Genomic DNA, 14,609 nt, shown 5'->3' with positions numbered 1-14,609 from the left:
GGGGATTTCCTTTGGTCAGGACGGCCCGGCGGCGGAACCTGTAAAATCATCGCCATATGACGAACCCCGATTCTAGCCGCCAGTTCATCGCTTTCGCCTGTGAGCGGAGCGCACTGCGTTTTGGCGAATTCAAGACCAAAGCCGGACGCTTGTCGCCCTATTTTTTCAATGCCGGGCTGTTCAATGATGGAGCCTCGCTCGATCGCCTCTGCGATTTCTATGCGCGGACGATCCTCGCCTCCGGCCTCGAATTCGACATTCTGTTCGGCCCCGCCTACAAGGGCATTCCGCTGGTGGCGGGCATTGCCATTGCATTGGCGCGCCATGGCCGCAATATGCCCTTCTGCTACAACCGCAAGGAAGCCAAGGATCATGGCGAAGGCGGTACGCTGGTCGGCGCGCCCTTGACCGGCCGTGCCCTGATTGTTGACGATGTCATCTCGGCCGGCACGTCTGTGCGTGAATCGGTCGAATTGATCCGTGCCGCGGGCGCAATGCCGGCCGGCGTGGTAATTGCCCTTGACCGCCAGGAAAAGGGCAGCGATGATCTGTCGGCAGTGCAAGAGGTCGAAAGGGGCTACAACATGCCAGTATTGAGCATTGCCACACTGAATGATTTGATCTCCTTCCTGGCCGGCAACAGGGAACTGGAGCGTAATCTGGATGCAATAAGCCGTTATCGCCAACAGTACGGAATACAGGGAGCCTGAAAATGTCGAGGAATATGTCAAACCGCAGCGCTTGTCTTGCCGCTACCACCATGCTCTTGCTGGGCCTCGCCGCACCATCGGCGTATGCCGCGCGAACCTTCTGCTGCACCGACGAGAAAGGACAGCAACGCTGCGGGGACGTATTGCCCGACGCCTGCCGCAGCCGCGCCTACGTCGAGTACAACGAGGCGGGGACTCGCGTGCGCAACGTAGCGGCGCCGCTTACCGAAGCGCAGCAGGCCGCCAAGAATGCCGAGGAAAAGAAGAAACGCGAGATGGCCGAGGCCGCGGAGCAGCAGCGGCGTGCCGATCAGGCCCTGCTCAGCACCTATGCGGATGAAAAGGATCTGGATACGGCACGCGATCGCGCCGTCAACGAGTTGGTACGCTCGATCAAATCCGCCGAGGACAAACTGGCCGACTTGAACAAGGCCAAGGCAAAATTGGCTGCCGACACCGAATTTTTCAAGAACAAGCCGCTGCCAGCCGACCTGAAACAGAAGATTGCGCGCAATCAGACGGCGCTGCAGGAGCAGCAGGCCGCGATTAACCTAAAGAAGAAAGAGATCGAAGAGACCAGGGCCAAGTTCGACGGCTACTACAAACGCCTGCACGAGATGAAGGCAAAAGATAAAGACGTCAAATCCTGAGCAGCGTCTGAATCAAAATAGGTAATCAGGGGAATTGCCGCATTTACTTCAAGTTGTACCAGACACCGCGCCGCTGCCCTGCTGTGGAAGATGGTGGTTCTCCACCAGCGCGCAAAAATGTAGCTTGAGGGCATTGCGGCTGGTCCCGGTAAATTTGACAGCCTCGCCGATGGTAATGCGTCCTGCTCGCTGTAGCGCAGCAGATTGCGGTGTAGTTGCCGGATATGATTCTCGGTCAGGGCGATATCCTGCCACGAGACAAACACCAGTTTCATCACCGCTGCAAAGCTGGCCACCTGTTGCTCATCACTTTGGCGAACGAATCGGTTTGCGGATGGGAGAGCAGGTGTTCCATCTCCCGGTCAGAAAGTTTGCCGCCCTTGATGCGGGTGAAAGCCCCGAAGCTTTCAATGTTGGTCGCGCGATGCAGCACGACAACCGGTCGGGCGCAAGAATCCCCAAGGTTCGCCACATGCCCTTGAACTCATCAATCCCGGCAATCAGGCTCAGGATCTCGGGGCGATGTGAATGGGGTCGGAACGGATCATGGAAACCAACGATATACCCATTTACACTTGGTATAAATGGGTTCTTGACCCGATAACACTCATTTATTACTGTTTCTCCCTTGCTTCAATCCAGCTCGCGAAGCGACTGCATCGGCGGCACGCGCGTGATGTGCCGCGTGGTGAGCCAACCGCTCATGCCGACCAGCAGGGCGCCGGCCAATGGCAGTACCAGCCACAGCCAGGGGTGCAGGCGCAGCGGCAGTTCGAACAGGCGCTGCGCGATCAACGCCATCGCAGTTTCGGCACAGGCGCTGGCGAGCAGGCCGGCGAGCAGGCCGAGGGCGATGAATTCGCTCCACAGTCCCTTGGCCAGCCAAACGCGCTGGGCGCCCAGGGTGCGCATCAATACGGCCTCCTGTTTGCGCGCGTCAAGACTGGCCAGCAGCGTGGCAATCACCACGGCCATGCCGGCGGCAAGCAGAAAGCCGAGCAGCAATTGAATCGCACCGATGATCTGCGCGAAGACGGCTTCGATATTGGCGATAAGTTTGTCGAGGGCAATGACCGTGATGCCGGGGAAGGTTCTGACGAAGCCGGGCAGCGCGCCTGCCAAGGCCGGTGGGACATGAACGCTGGCGATGGCACTGGCGGGCAGGGCATCGAGCTGGCCGGGGGCGAATATGACGAAGAAGTTGGGTTGCAGCGATTCCCACTTCACGCTGCGAATGCTGGTGATGCGCGCGGCGAGCGTCTGGTCGCCGACCCGGAAGCCGAGCTCGTCGCCGAGGACGAGCTTGAGGCGTTCGGCCATGCCGGACTCGACCGAGATTTCGGCGGCATGGCGCTCTCCATGCCAGTGCCCCATCAGCACGATATTGTTGGCGGGCAGCAGGGCGGCCCAGGTGAGGTTGAGTTCGCGCCGCAAGGCGTCGCTGTCGCGCTCTTCCGGCGACAGCGTGGAAGCAATCGGCGCGCCGTTCTTGCTCACCAGCCGGCCGCGTACCATGGGATAAAGCGCGGATGACTTGAGCTGGTGTTGCGACAGATACGCGGCGACAGCTTGCTGCTGGTCTGGCGCGATATTCACCAGGAAATAGTTGGGGGCATCGGCGGGCAGTTGTCGCCGCCAGTCGGCGACAAGATCGCTGCGTACCAGCGCCAGCAGCGCTACCAGGAACAAGGCCAGCGTGAAGGCACCGAGCTGCAGGGTGCTGTCGAAGCGGTGGCGCAGCAGTTGCGCGAGACCGAAGCGCAGCGGGCCGTGCGCCATGCGCTGGACAAAGCGGCCGGCGACCAGTGCCAGGCGGGACAGCAGCGCCAACACCGCGACCAGCGCAATCAGCGCGCCAGCAAAAATGCCAACCAGCTTGGCATCGCCTGCATACCAGACGATCAAGAGCAGCAGTGCCGAGCCGCTGATCGTTGCGGTGATCCAGGCAGCAAGCGACAGCGGCGGCAGATCGCGGCGCAGGACGCGCAGCGGCGGCACGCGGATCAGGCGCATCAGGGCCGGCAGGCTGGCGCCGGCGAGGGCCAAGAGGCCGCTGGCAATGGCAGCTCCGGCCGGCGCAACACCGAGTTCGGGCAAGCGGGTGATGGCCTCGGGCAGGGCCAGGCGTGCCAGCAGCTGCTGCATCAGCGCGCCCAGCGCCACACCAAGTGCGCTGCCCATCAGCCCCAGCGTCAATAGTTGAACGACATAGAGCGTGCGCAGTTGCGCCGTGGTCGCGCCAAAGCAGCGCAGCAGCGCTGCCTGATCGTAATGGCGCAGGGCATGGCGGTGGGCGGCAATGGCGATGGCGACCACTGCCAGCAGCAGGCTGACGAGCGCGGTAAGCTGGATGTAGCTGTCGGTGTTGGCGAAGGCGCCGCGCAGCGTTGTGACGCCCGCGCGCGAACCGATCAGGCGCTGGGTGCCGTCGAGTTTTGGTTTCAATGTGGCGCTGAATGTCGTGAGTGGTTCGGGTTCTCCTGCAAATTGATAGAGATAGGTGACGCGGCTGCCGGGCAGCAGCGCGCGGGTTCGTTCAACTTCATCGGCGCGCAGGAACACGCGCGGGGCGAGGCCGAACACGCCGCCGAGCTGGCCCGGTTCTTCCGCCACCACACCGGCGATGCGGAAAGCGGCTGCGCCGATCCGTACCTCGTCGCCTACCTGCGCGGCGAGCAGCGGCAACAATTGTGGATCGACATATACGGCGCCCGCAGGCGGCTGCGCCGGACGCGGTGCGCTTGCGGCAAGTGGAGCAGACGCGATACGCACCGTGCCGCGCAGGGGATAAGCCGGATCGACCGCGCGCACGGTAGCGAGTTGGAAGGCCTCGCCACGACTGATCATGCTGGTGAATTCGAGCGCGTTGCTGGTTTGCAGCCGGTGCGGCGGCCAGGCATTGATCGGACGCGGGCTGGTGACCAGCAGGTCGGCGCCGAGAAAACTGGCGCCCTGTTCGCTCATGGCGCGCTTGACCCGGTCGCCGAGAAAGCCGGTGGTGCTGACGCTGCCGACACCGATGACCAGTGCCAGCAGCAGCACGCGCCATTCGCCGCTGGCGCGTTCGCGCCGCAGCAGCCACAGGCCCAGGCGCGGCCATTTCATGTGGATATTCATCCGGCAATTCGTCCGGCGACCAGGCGCAGACTGCGCTGGCAGCGCGAGGCTAGCGCAGCGTCGTGGGTGACGAGGATCAGCGTGGTGGCGGCCGCGGCGTTGAGATCAAACAGCATGTCGATGATGCGCGCACCGGTCTCGGCATCGAGGTTGCCGGTGGGTTCGTCGGCGAACACGATCCGCGCATCGGCGGCAAAGGCACGCGCGATGGCAACGCGCTGCTGTTCGCCGCCGGACAACTGGTGCGGGGTATGCGAAGCGCGTTCGGCGAGGCCGACACGATCGAGCCAGTAAGCGGCACGCTCGTTCGCATCGTCGCGGCCGGCCAGTTCCAGCGGCAACAGAATGTTTTCCCGCGCACTGAGTGCAGGCAGCAATTGAAACGACTGAAACACGAAGCCGACGCGGCCGGCGCGCATGCGCGCGCGCGCGTCCTCATCGAGATCATTGAGGCGCTGGCCGAACAGAAAGACTTCTCCCGCGCTGGGCTGGTCGAGTCCCGCCAGCAAAGCCAGCAGCGTGGACTTGCCGGAGCCGGACGCGCCGGTGATGGCGAGCGTTTCGCCGGCTTTGACGGCAAGCTCGATTTGGCTGAGGATGTCGAGCGTGCCGTCGGCGGTGGTGACGCGCTGCGAGAGGGCATGTGCCGTAACAACATCTGTGGACATCATTGAAGTAGGGCCGGATAAAGGTGAGTGGATGAATTATCGCTTGCGGTTGCGTGCTGGGCTGCTATTGTCGCTGTTCTGGCTACCCGTCTGGGCGTTCGCCGGCCAATGTTCCCTGCTGATCGTCGGCGACAGCCTGAGTTCCGGTTTTGGTCTTGCGCCGGGGCAGGGCTGGGTGGATCGGCTCGATGCGCGCCTGAAAAAGGATGCGCCGCAATGGCGCGTGGTCAACGCCAGCGTCAGCGGCGACACCACGCAGAACGGCCTGCAACGCCTGGGGCCGGCCATCAGCCGGCAGCGGCCGCAGGGCGTGCTGATCGAGCTGGGCGGCAACGATGCCATGCGCGGCACCCCGCCCGAAGTCATCAGGAAAAACCTGCAGACGCTGGTGCGCCAGGCCCGGGAGAATGCCGCCTGGGTACTGCTGCTCGAAGCGCCGGTGTTGCCGAATTACGGCAAGGACTATGCCGCTGCGATAGCGAAGCTGTATCGGGAAGTGGCGCGTGCCGAGCATGTCACGCGGGTGCCGTGCTTCGTCTGCGGCGTGGCCGTGCAGCCGGGCATGATGCAGGCCGACGGCATCCACCCCAACGAGAAAGCCCAGGCCGGCATGCTCGATGCCGTGTGGCCCTACCTCAAGCCGAAACTGCGCTGTCCGTAAGCGTGATTTCCCGGCCCGGTCATTTCACGACCCGTTCCCGCCGTTGCCAATGGTTCCAAACTCCACCGCCGTCTTGACGTAGAAGACATGAACGTCTTCGGCCTGCAGACGCTCGAAGAGCCGGAACGATTCATCCTCGGTAACCGCCATCAGCACTTCCTGCGGCTGGTCGGCCAGTTCGAAGAAATGGGCGGAATGAAGGCGGTGGTGGTGGCCGAAACCCTCGCTCCCTGCGATCAGGGTGGCGCCGCGCAAGCCTATTTCCTTGGCGAGATGCACCAGCCAGTCGGCCAGGGGTTTGCCGTGATGTTTATGGTCCTGCTGGGTGAAGAAGGTGATTTGGTAACCGTTCATAAAATTTCCTTATCGAAGTCACCGCCACTGTGCCACGCCATGCCTACTTTTTCTTCTGGTAATGCCCCATCAATTCGCACTGGGCAATGACGTGTCCCTGCATGGCTTTCTCCAGGCTGGCTTTGGTCGCCGGTTGCAGGACCGGAAGAACCACGTCGAGCGCATAAAGCTTGTGGAAGTAGCGATGGCGGCCGATGGGCGGACAGGGACCGCCGTACCCGGTTCGCTTCCAGTCGTTGAGGCCCTCAAGTGTGCCCGGCGGCAACTCGGGCTTCCCCGCGCTTCCTGTTGCGATGCCAGTGGAATGAGGCGCGATGTTGTACAGAACCCAATGCACCCAGGTCATTTTGGGTGCGGCCGGATCGGGCGCGTCAGGATCGTCGACGATGAGCGCCAGGCTTTTTGCCCCTGCCGGCACCTCCGACCAGGTTAACGGCGGCGATTGATCGCTGCCCTCGCAGGTGTACTGTTGCGGAATTTCCGCCAAATGGGCAAATGCACTTGAGCTCAGCTTCATGGTCGTGTTACCTCCTATGGCATGATAGGACATCAGTGCCAAGGCAAGAGCGAACCCGATCCCGCCACGCGGCGTGTTCCTCATGAAAATACACTATTGTTAACCATTCTGACCGCGGCGCGGCTGGCTATTTGCCGACCGCCTTCGCTTCCATTCCCAGCGGAATTTCATTGCCGGTGGCGTCGCTTTTCTCCGGCGTCAGCAAGGTGATGCGCTCCGCCGGCGCGTTCGCTCCCTTCAGTTCCGCCAGCGCCGCTTCGCCGCGCGCCGTGGCCAGCGCTTGCAGGCGCTCGCCGGTGACGGACTCCCTGTCGCGCAATCTCTGGTACAGCATGGCGTGGAAGTCCGTCCCCTTGAGCTGGGCGACTTCGCTTTCCGACAGATCCTGTTTGTCGCGGAACACATTGGTCAGGCGCGACAGCACCTTGCCCGCGCCGCTTTCTTCGAGCTGACCGGGGTTGGCTTTACGAAAGCCCTCCTTCAACGCCGCAAGTTCGCTCTTGCCAACACGCTCGGCATAAAGTGCTTCGAGCGCGGTCTGAACCTTGGCCTGGCCGGTCGAAATGGGGCCGGGGTCATGTTCGTCAACTGACTGGCCGAGCTTCGCGGCTACGGCGCGGCGTAATTGCAAATCCTGCAGCGCAACCCGATCCGCCTCCGACCAGGTGCCATGCAGGGCAAGCGCGAGCCCGGGGCGCTTGCCCAGCGAGGCGGCGAGCTTGACCAGCTTCTCGCGTTCGGGTGGCGCCAGCCGCGCGCGACCGGCCTCGAACGCGATGTTCTCCAGTGTCTCGCCACCACCACCGAACAATGCGCCCAGCGCGCGGAAAGGTGCGGTCGCGACCTTGGTCAGCACGTTGACGATCACTTTCCAGACCAGACCGCCGAAGCTGAACTGCGGATCATCGAGGCTTCCCGACACCGGCAGGCCGAGATCAATACGGCCGTCCGAATCCTGCAACAGCGCGACGGCAAGATCGAGTGGCAGATCCTTGGCTTGCGGACTTTCGACACGTTCGCCCAGGATCAACCGGTCCATGACGACCTTGTTTTCGCCGACGAGTTGGCGCTGCTTGATCTTGTAGTCGAGATCGAGCGAGAGCTTGCCGGATTTGATCTTGCGTCCGGCGAAGGTTGCGGTGTAGGGCGTCAGCCGCGTCATCTCGATATTCCTGAAAATGACCTTGAGGTCCATGTAGTCGGTGGGGTCGGACAGGTTGATCTGACCCGCGGCACGGGCTTGGCCATAGTCGTCGACCTGGCCGTCGAGTTCGATCTGGCCCGGCGCACCGGGCTGCAAGGAAATCCCGTTGATGGTGCCATGCAGGTGGTGTATGCGTGTGCCGAAGGGCAGCGCCAGCGAATAATCGGCGAACTCCATTTCGCTTCTGGCAATGCGCAGGCGATCGATGTCGACACGATAAGGTGGCGGTACGGCGGCGCCCTTTGCGGTGGCTGCGGGTGATGTCGCGGCGACGGGTCGCGGGCGCACCACTCGGGAAAGATTCACCGTCTTGTCCTTGGCGATGATCACCTGGGTATCGAGACCGATCAGGGCGAGGTCGTCTATTTTCAGTGCGGCTGGCGTGACGTCGAGTTTGCGCGCCGTCAGCGATTTCCACGCCATGAAGTCGGTCTTGATCCCCTCCTCGGTCAGGCGCAGATTGTTGACCGCCATGTTGCCGCTGTAACCCGTACCTGCGGGGCCATAGCGGGCGCGCCCGGCGGCGGACAGGGTTCCGCTGGCCAGCGTCAGCGTGGTGGCCGCGCCGAGATAAGGCTGCACCGGTTTGAGCGACAGGTCGGCCAGCTTGATCTGCATGTCGACCGAAGGTTCCGCAACAACCACATTGCCTTGTGCTTCGAATCGCCCTCCTGCGCCGGCATTGAAGGAGGCATGCAGCGGCCAGGGTTGATCGAGCTTGTCGCTGACCTTGTCGATATCGACGGCAATGTCCTGCAGCGCCAGTTGCGCTGCCGGCGACACTTTCTGATCGCGGAAATCCGCGCGCCAGCCGCTCAGCGCAATATGCTCAACCAGGAAGTGCCAGCCCGCTTCGGCGTTCTGCCTGGACGTGGCGTCCTGCTTTGAGGCAGCAGAAGGCGTGGGAGCTTGCGCCGGGGCCGGCAGCAGGTCGAGTACATTCAAACGTCCTGCGGCATCACGCGACAGATTCACACCACCGCCCCTTAACGCGACAGACCCAACCACAATACTGTGTCGGCGCAAATTGAAGCGGCCGCCCTTGAGCGCGATGCTATCGAGGGCAAGCAGCGGCGCCGCATCCTGTTTATTGCGCAATTTGAGTCCGGCGATTTTGGCTTCGATCGGATCGAGCACCAGATCGATCTCTTTGCCGGAGTGGCTGAAGCGGTAGTTGGCCGATAACGCCGCCGTGCCTTCCGGCGGTGCCATGTGCGGCGGCAGCTTGACAAGCGGCGCCAGACGCGCCAGCGACAGCTCGTCAATATCGAAGTGTCCGCTGACCGCCAGCGGATTGAGCGTCATCTCGCCCTGCCACAGGATTTTGGCGCCGAGGTCGGTGCGCGCCACCAGCCGGTATTTGCCTTTGTCATCGGGCAAGGTGGAAAGTTCTTCGAGATGCAGGTCGAGCGGCTCGATGCGGGCCGTAAATTCCGGTTGGATACGGCGGTCCGCCAGTTCGATGTGGCCGTCGGCAATGATCAGGCTGGCGATCTCCAGGCGCGGCAGCGGCTCTGCGGGCTGCGCCGGCGCCTCCTTGCTTTGCAGCGCTTCGAGCAGTGCGCTCCAGTTGAGGCGCTGGCCGGGCAACTCAACGACACTGGCATCGAGCCCATCGAGGCGAATGACATCGAACACCCAGGCGCGGCGAAAAATGCTGGTCGCGGAAAAATCGACCAGCAGTTCCTTAAAGCCCAGCAAGGGCTTGCCATCCGGCTCTGTCAGGTGCAGGTTGTGCAGCTTCAGGCTGAGATTGAAGGGGTTGAATTCAGGCCGATCCATGCTGAGGCGATGACCGGTTTTTTCGGCAATGAATTGCTCGGATTGAGATTGCAGCACACGCGGCAGCAGCAGCCAGCTGCCGAGGAAATAAACCAGCGCCAGAACAACCAGCGCTATGACGGTGAATTTGCGTGAAGGCAAGCGCATAGAATTTTTATCGTCGCGAATCCGTCAGTTACTTCTCATCGCGGTAATGCCGGCCTACTTGCGAAGTGAATCGCGAATCTCGCGCAGCAGGACCACTTCTTCTGGCGTCGGTAGCGCTACTATAACGCCAGCACAGGTACGCCGGCTTCCACGACGGACGCCGGCTTCCCCGTAATGAAAACAAATTACTTGATGCGTTTTTCGTACGTAAACTGCTCGACCTCGATGCGTCGATTGGGCTCCAGGCACTTGATCAGTGCGGTCCGCTTTTTATCTTTACATTGTACGACCGGGTCTGCCTTACCTTTACCCACGGTGATGATACGGTCCGCTTCGACCCCCTTGCCTACCAGATAGGCTTTTACGGCCTCGGCACGGCGCGTCGAGAGCTTGAGGTTGTATTTGTCCGAACCAAGACGGTCCGTGTAGCCTGTGACGGTAACTTTTTCGATCTGCTTGTTGCTGGTCAGCGCTTGGGCTATCTCGTCAAGCTTGGGCTGCGGCTGTGCCAATTTCGCACTGTCAAAGGCAAACAATTCCGTGGCCGAGAGGGTAATCCGTTCTTTCATGGGCGCCGGTGTGGGGGGAGGCGCAGTCACGACAGGTTCCGGCGCAGGTGTCGGCGGAGTATAGGCGGGTGCCGCAGCAATCGGCGCTGCAGCAACCGGCCTCTGGCTGGCGAAGTAATATTTCAAGGAAAAAAGCAGGGAAATGTTGGTCAACTTGGTGTCGCTTGTATCGCTCCTTCCGTTCATGCGAATTGCTTCTTCGCTGAGGCTCCAGTGGTCGGCAAACTTCCATTCGGCGCCCAGGCCCAGGCGCGGACCATTTTCGCTGTATCCGTCTGCGTCGTTCGTACCCTTGATTCGACCATAGCCGAGCTTGAAATACGGCAGAAAATTGCCCATCACGTAACCGATCTTGCCATCTACACCATACGCCTTGTCGCCGAAATCGATCGATCCAACCGTGCTATTTCGGCTCTCGCTTATGGTCTGATCATAGAAGGCGTCCAGACCGAACAGCCAGCGACTGTTACCAATGTCCCAGTTATAACCACCCTCCACTCCGCCAGCAAGTGCGTGTTCGTAGTCAGTAGATACGGAACCGGATGCCCTATCGCTGCCGACTCCTATGCCGGCACCGACGTAAGGCCCGGCAAAATCGCTGGCGATAGAGGGAACGGCATAAGCGCTACAGCCGAGCATTGCAATTGCAATTGCAATCCTATTAAGATTTTTCATTGATCACCTCTTAAAAAAGATTAAATGCATGTATGGAAAATGACAAATTAAAACTGCCGCTCGATATAGATTCATTATTACACTTCAACTCGCAGTCTGACTTGCAAGCATCTACCACACTGCCAGTATATTAATATCTTACTTGAACTACATACAAGATGCAGCATAGACGACAGATCATGTAATGTCGAATGACATTTATCACGAAAAGATTTTTGTTCCATGCATATTCAACAGATTAAGAATCTGGTGCAGCCTGCGCTTTTATGCCTGTCGGTCTGAGACAAAACGAGTAGCTGTTGCGGGCGATTTGAGAGTCTTGAGAATGACTCGTCCGCACATGAATGAAATGCAAATCTTGCAGGCGGATAAATCAAGATAACTCATTCAGAACTTGCGGCGACAGGGCGTTATCCCTGCAATTATCCCGAGAGCCGCACCGATCCGGTGACAGGAACGGCTTACCGTGGCCTGCGGCAATCGGGCTTCACCCGGCCTTTTCCTGTGCCGCGCCGCTCGATGCTTACGCTATCACACACGTACGTGTTCAGGAAACGATGAGCGTCAATAGCCGCCCTGACGCGCATGGTCGCCAGCGTCACCCCCGAGCATGAAAAGGCGCAAAGGCAAATCAAACGCTCCCCCACCCCCATATCCCGCCCCTGGGCGAGGCTACCAGTCGGCTCGCTGCGCTCGATATCACAATGGACACTGTTTCTGCTTTTTACACTATGTAAGGTCGATGCGAAGGCTAAGCTTGCTAACCGGCCTATCTTCCGCCAATTGCGCCAAAGACTTTCTGCAGCAAGGCGCTGCCCGCCTGCATGGGATTGGCGCGCAGCGAACGCTCCTGCTCGCCGATCACTTTATAGAGCCGGTCCAGCGCCTGTTGGGTGACATACTGTTCGACCGTGGCCTGGTTCTTGTCTATGGCGCCAAACTGGGCGGCGGTCCCGGCATACTTGTCATATTGCTGGGCGAGGCCGACACGGTCGGTGGCCTTTTTGACGATGGGGCCGAAGCGTTTGGTCAGCGGCGCTTCGGTCTTCCTGCGAAAGAAATCGGTAGCCGCCGTGTCGCCGCCGGTGAGAATACCCCTAGCGTCTTCGAGCGTCATTTCCCTGACTGATTTGACCAGCAGGGTCTTCGCTTCCGGCACGGCGGCTTCGGCGGCACGATTCATCGACAGGATCAATTCGTCCGCCTGTTTGCCCATGCCCATCGTGCGCATGATCTTCTCGCCTTTTTGCAGTCCCGACGGCAACGGGATTCTGAGCGCGTCATTGCCCATGAAACCGTCCGGCTTGCCGAGCTGAGCCACCGCAGCTTCGGCGCCCCGGGTCAGCGCCTCCTTGATGCCCGAGTTGATCTCCTTGGGTTTGAGTTGGTCCACGCCACCGCCGGCAGACGTCGGCGCGGCGGTTGGCTGGCTGGCGACGCCCTTGTTCAGCGCGTCCTTGAGTGTGCTTTCCAGGTCAAAAGCATGTGCAGCCATGCTGAAGGCCAGGACAGCGACGCCAGTCATTAATCTGTTCATCATGATTTCTCCCTCATTGGATTTGCCATTTATGAATTTCGCCGTGGAGACAGCGCATCACGAAACCCGGGCGCTGCCGTCGAGCATCCTGACTTCACATTGCGGCAGGGCTATGACAATGTTTTGGGCAGAGAACGTCTCCAGTATCGTCTTGTTCACCTCGCTCACCGCCGCAACGTAGTCAGGCACATTGACCCACGGCGCGACGCTGATCGTGACGCTGGATTCAGCGAGCCGTGCCACCCCGAATACTGGCGTCGGATCCCGCAGCACACGTGGATTGGCATGCAGAATTTCCTTTATCACGCTCAAGGCGACATTGACATCGGTTCCATAAGCAACTCCCACCGCAATGTCGAGTTGCCGTATCTGGCCATAATTGTGAAGAATCTCGCCGACAATTTTGCGGTTCGGAATCACCACCTTTGACTGGTCCGTGTGTCCTAGCGTTGTGCTGAAAAGACTGATGTCGAGGACCTCGCCTTCTTCCTTGGCAATGGAAATGTAATCGCCGACATGAAAGGGCCGCGTGAAGATGATGGTCAGGCCGGCGGCGACATTGCCAAGGATCCCCTGCATCGCCAGCGCGATTCCCGCGCCGGCCACGCCGAGGCCGGCAATGAGCGGCAAAAGTTCGATGCCCAGATTTTGCAAAGCCATGATGGCGAAGAGCCCCAGGATCAGGATCTGCGCAATGCGGACCAGTAATGAGCGTACCTGTGCTTCCAGCTTTAATCGCACCAGCAACCGTTCCAGGATGCGGCCCGCCCAGCGTCCGACCAGGTAGCCGGCGACAAGGATGATTATCGCGACCAGCAGCTTCGGCCCGAACCGAACCGTCATATCGAGGGCAGAAGCCTTCACCTGATCGAGTGACTGCAGAGAACTATCCATGGCACATTTCTCCCCGCGGCTACGCCGGCCCACTGCTTGCGTGAAGACAAGCGCATGGAGATCTAAAAGATTTCATTGAAGAAACTTTTCATTTCTTCCCAGGAGCGGCGATCCGCCTCTGCATTGTAGGCAGCGCCTTTGGAATTGTCATTGCCTGCGTCCGGATTGGTGAAGGAATGAACCGCCTTGGAGTATTTCACCAGTTGCCAGTCGACATTTCCACCGCGCATTTCATCCTCGAATGACTTGACCTGCTCGGACGTGACAAACGGATCGTCAGCACCGTGTAGCACCAGCACCTTGGCGCGTATGTTTTTGGCATCCTGCGGGCTGGGCGTGTCGAGTCCTCCGTGGAAACTGACAATGCCTTTTATGTCGGCACCGGAACGCGCCAATTCGAGCACCGTCGTACCGCCAAAGCAGTACCCGATGGCGGCAATCCGTCCCGGATCTGTATTTCCCTGGTGGCGGAGTTCCTCCAGAGCGGCTTTAACCCGCTCCCGCAGCAGATTGCGATCGGTTTTGTAGAGCGTCGCCGTGGCGGCCGCATCCTTCGGATTGTTCGGCCGCACGCCCTTGCCGTATATGTCGGCGGCAAACGCCACGTAGCCGAGCCGCGCCAACTGCTCGGCCCGGTTCTTCACATACGGACCCAGTCCGGTCCATTCGTGCACCACCAGCACGCCAGGTTTGCGCGCCGGGCCTGCTGTATCGTAGGCCAGGAATCCCTGGAGAACGGTATCTCCCTGCCGATATTCAACGATGCGGGTTTTCATTTCCGCCCCGGCCATTGTCGGAAAGAAGAGGACCAATGGAATGAGGCAATAACGAAAATAATCGAGCGGGGTGATCATGGACAACCCTCCTGTTGACTGGAGCAATGGCTCAGCTGCTCAGTTGAATGGCAAGTTGACAGGCTCACCACTGCATTTTTAAGTTAGCACACCCGGCCCTGTTTGCCACCCTGTTTTGCCTGCGAACAGTCACTGCCTGTGAGAATATTTGTCCAGCAACTTATCAACCATTGGCTGTGGATGGGGTTGTGAACAAGAGGTGGAAAAGTCTACCAATAACCATGCCAGCCTTACGGTTGACCAGGTTCTCCACTCCGCCGCTCAATTTGT

13 protein-coding genes are annotated in these 14,609 nt (G+C 60.1%); 3 read left to right on the top strand and 10 right to left on the bottom strand.

All coding sequences use genetic code 11. The features are described 5' to 3' along the window. The first annotated feature begins 56 nt into the window (after positions 1-56). Both pyrE and K5E80_RS12435 read left to right on the top strand, forming a co-directional pair. The gene (gene pyrE / locus K5E80_RS12440) at positions 57-710 is read left to right on the top strand and encodes an orotate phosphoribosyltransferase (RefSeq protein WP_220636455.1); all 654 of its coding nucleotides are present in this window, start codon (positions 57-59) and stop codon (positions 708-710) included. Positions 711-724: 14 nt separating this feature from the next. Next, positions 725-1,360 (top strand): hypothetical protein, encoded by a 636-nt coding sequence (locus tag K5E80_RS12435; protein WP_220636454.1) that lies wholly within the window; start codon positions 725-727, stop codon positions 1,358-1,360. On the opposite strand, the gene K5E80_RS12430 is transcribed toward K5E80_RS12435, so the two are convergent. From K5E80_RS12430 to K5E80_RS12420, 3 genes are all read right to left on the bottom strand, one after another. Further along, entirely contained in the window at positions 1,309-1,656 is a 348-nt protein-coding gene (locus tag K5E80_RS12430; RefSeq protein WP_220636453.1) for a hypothetical protein, read from the bottom strand. The two genes, K5E80_RS12435 and K5E80_RS12430, sit on opposite strands and share 52 nt — an antisense overlap. A 337-nt stretch (positions 1,657-1,993) precedes the next feature. Further along, the gene (locus tag K5E80_RS12425; protein ID WP_220636452.1) at positions 1,994-4,465 is read right to left on the bottom strand and encodes an ABC transporter permease; all 2,472 of its coding nucleotides are present in this window, start codon (positions 4,463-4,465) and stop codon (positions 1,994-1,996) included. A gap of 8 nt (positions 4,466-4,473) precedes the next feature. After that, positions 4,474-5,148, bottom strand: coding sequence for an ABC transporter ATP-binding protein (locus K5E80_RS12420; RefSeq protein ID WP_220636451.1), 675 nt, complete (start codon positions 5,146-5,148; stop codon positions 4,474-4,476). A gap of 28 nt (positions 5,149-5,176) precedes the next feature. Here K5E80_RS12420 and K5E80_RS12415 point away from each other — a divergent pair, with 28 nt between their 5' ends. Then, positions 5,177-5,806: an arylesterase gene (locus K5E80_RS12415; protein WP_220636450.1), complete on the top strand. Its 630-nt coding sequence runs from the start codon at positions 5,177-5,179 to the stop codon at positions 5,804-5,806. A 24-nt stretch (positions 5,807-5,830) separates the two neighbouring features. Here K5E80_RS12415 and K5E80_RS12410 read toward each other — a convergent pair whose 3' ends face one another. The 7 genes from K5E80_RS12410 to K5E80_RS12380 all read right to left on the bottom strand — a co-directional run bounded on the left by K5E80_RS12410 (position 5,831) and on the right by K5E80_RS12380 (position 14,339). Further along, positions 5,831-6,160 carry a DUF190 domain-containing protein gene (locus K5E80_RS12410; protein WP_220636449.1) on the bottom strand — a complete coding sequence of 110 codons (330 nt, stop codon included), beginning with the start codon at positions 6,158-6,160 and terminating at the stop codon, positions 5,831-5,833. Between the two features lie 43 nt (positions 6,161-6,203). Next, entirely contained in the window at positions 6,204-6,677 is a 474-nt protein-coding gene (locus tag K5E80_RS12405) for a YbhB/YbcL family Raf kinase inhibitor-like protein (protein WP_220636448.1), read from the bottom strand. A 127-nt stretch (positions 6,678-6,804) separates the two neighbouring features. Then, positions 6,805-9,810, bottom strand: coding sequence for a DUF748 domain-containing protein (locus K5E80_RS12400; RefSeq protein WP_220636447.1), 3,006 nt, complete (start codon positions 9,808-9,810; stop codon positions 6,805-6,807). Between the two features lie 185 nt (positions 9,811-9,995). Continuing rightward, on the bottom strand, positions 9,996-11,054 hold the full coding sequence (locus K5E80_RS12395) for an OmpA family protein (RefSeq protein WP_220636446.1): 1,059 nt from the start codon (positions 11,052-11,054) through the stop codon (positions 9,996-9,998). A 769-nt stretch (positions 11,055-11,823) separates the two neighbouring features. Further along, a complete protein-coding gene (locus K5E80_RS12390; protein ID WP_246590974.1) occupies positions 11,824-12,594 on the bottom strand; it encodes a DUF4197 domain-containing protein in 771 nt (256 codons plus the stop codon). 54 nt (positions 12,595-12,648) lie between these two features. Continuing rightward, positions 12,649-13,485 carry a mechanosensitive ion channel family protein gene (locus K5E80_RS12385; RefSeq protein ID WP_220636445.1) on the bottom strand — a complete coding sequence of 279 codons (837 nt, stop codon included), beginning with the start codon at positions 13,483-13,485 and terminating at the stop codon, positions 12,649-12,651. Between the two features lie 62 nt (positions 13,486-13,547). Next, positions 13,548-14,339 (bottom strand): dienelactone hydrolase family protein, encoded by a 792-nt coding sequence (locus tag K5E80_RS12380; protein WP_220636444.1) that lies wholly within the window; start codon positions 14,337-14,339, stop codon positions 13,548-13,550. Positions 14,340-14,609 lie beyond the last annotated feature (270 nt).

Origin of the sequence: Georgfuchsia toluolica (assembly GCF_907163265.1) — a bacterium.
Taxonomy (GTDB): Bacteria; Pseudomonadota; Gammaproteobacteria; order Burkholderiales; family Rhodocyclaceae; genus Georgfuchsia; species Georgfuchsia toluolica.
This window is presented reverse-complemented; position numbering and strand designations above follow the sequence as displayed.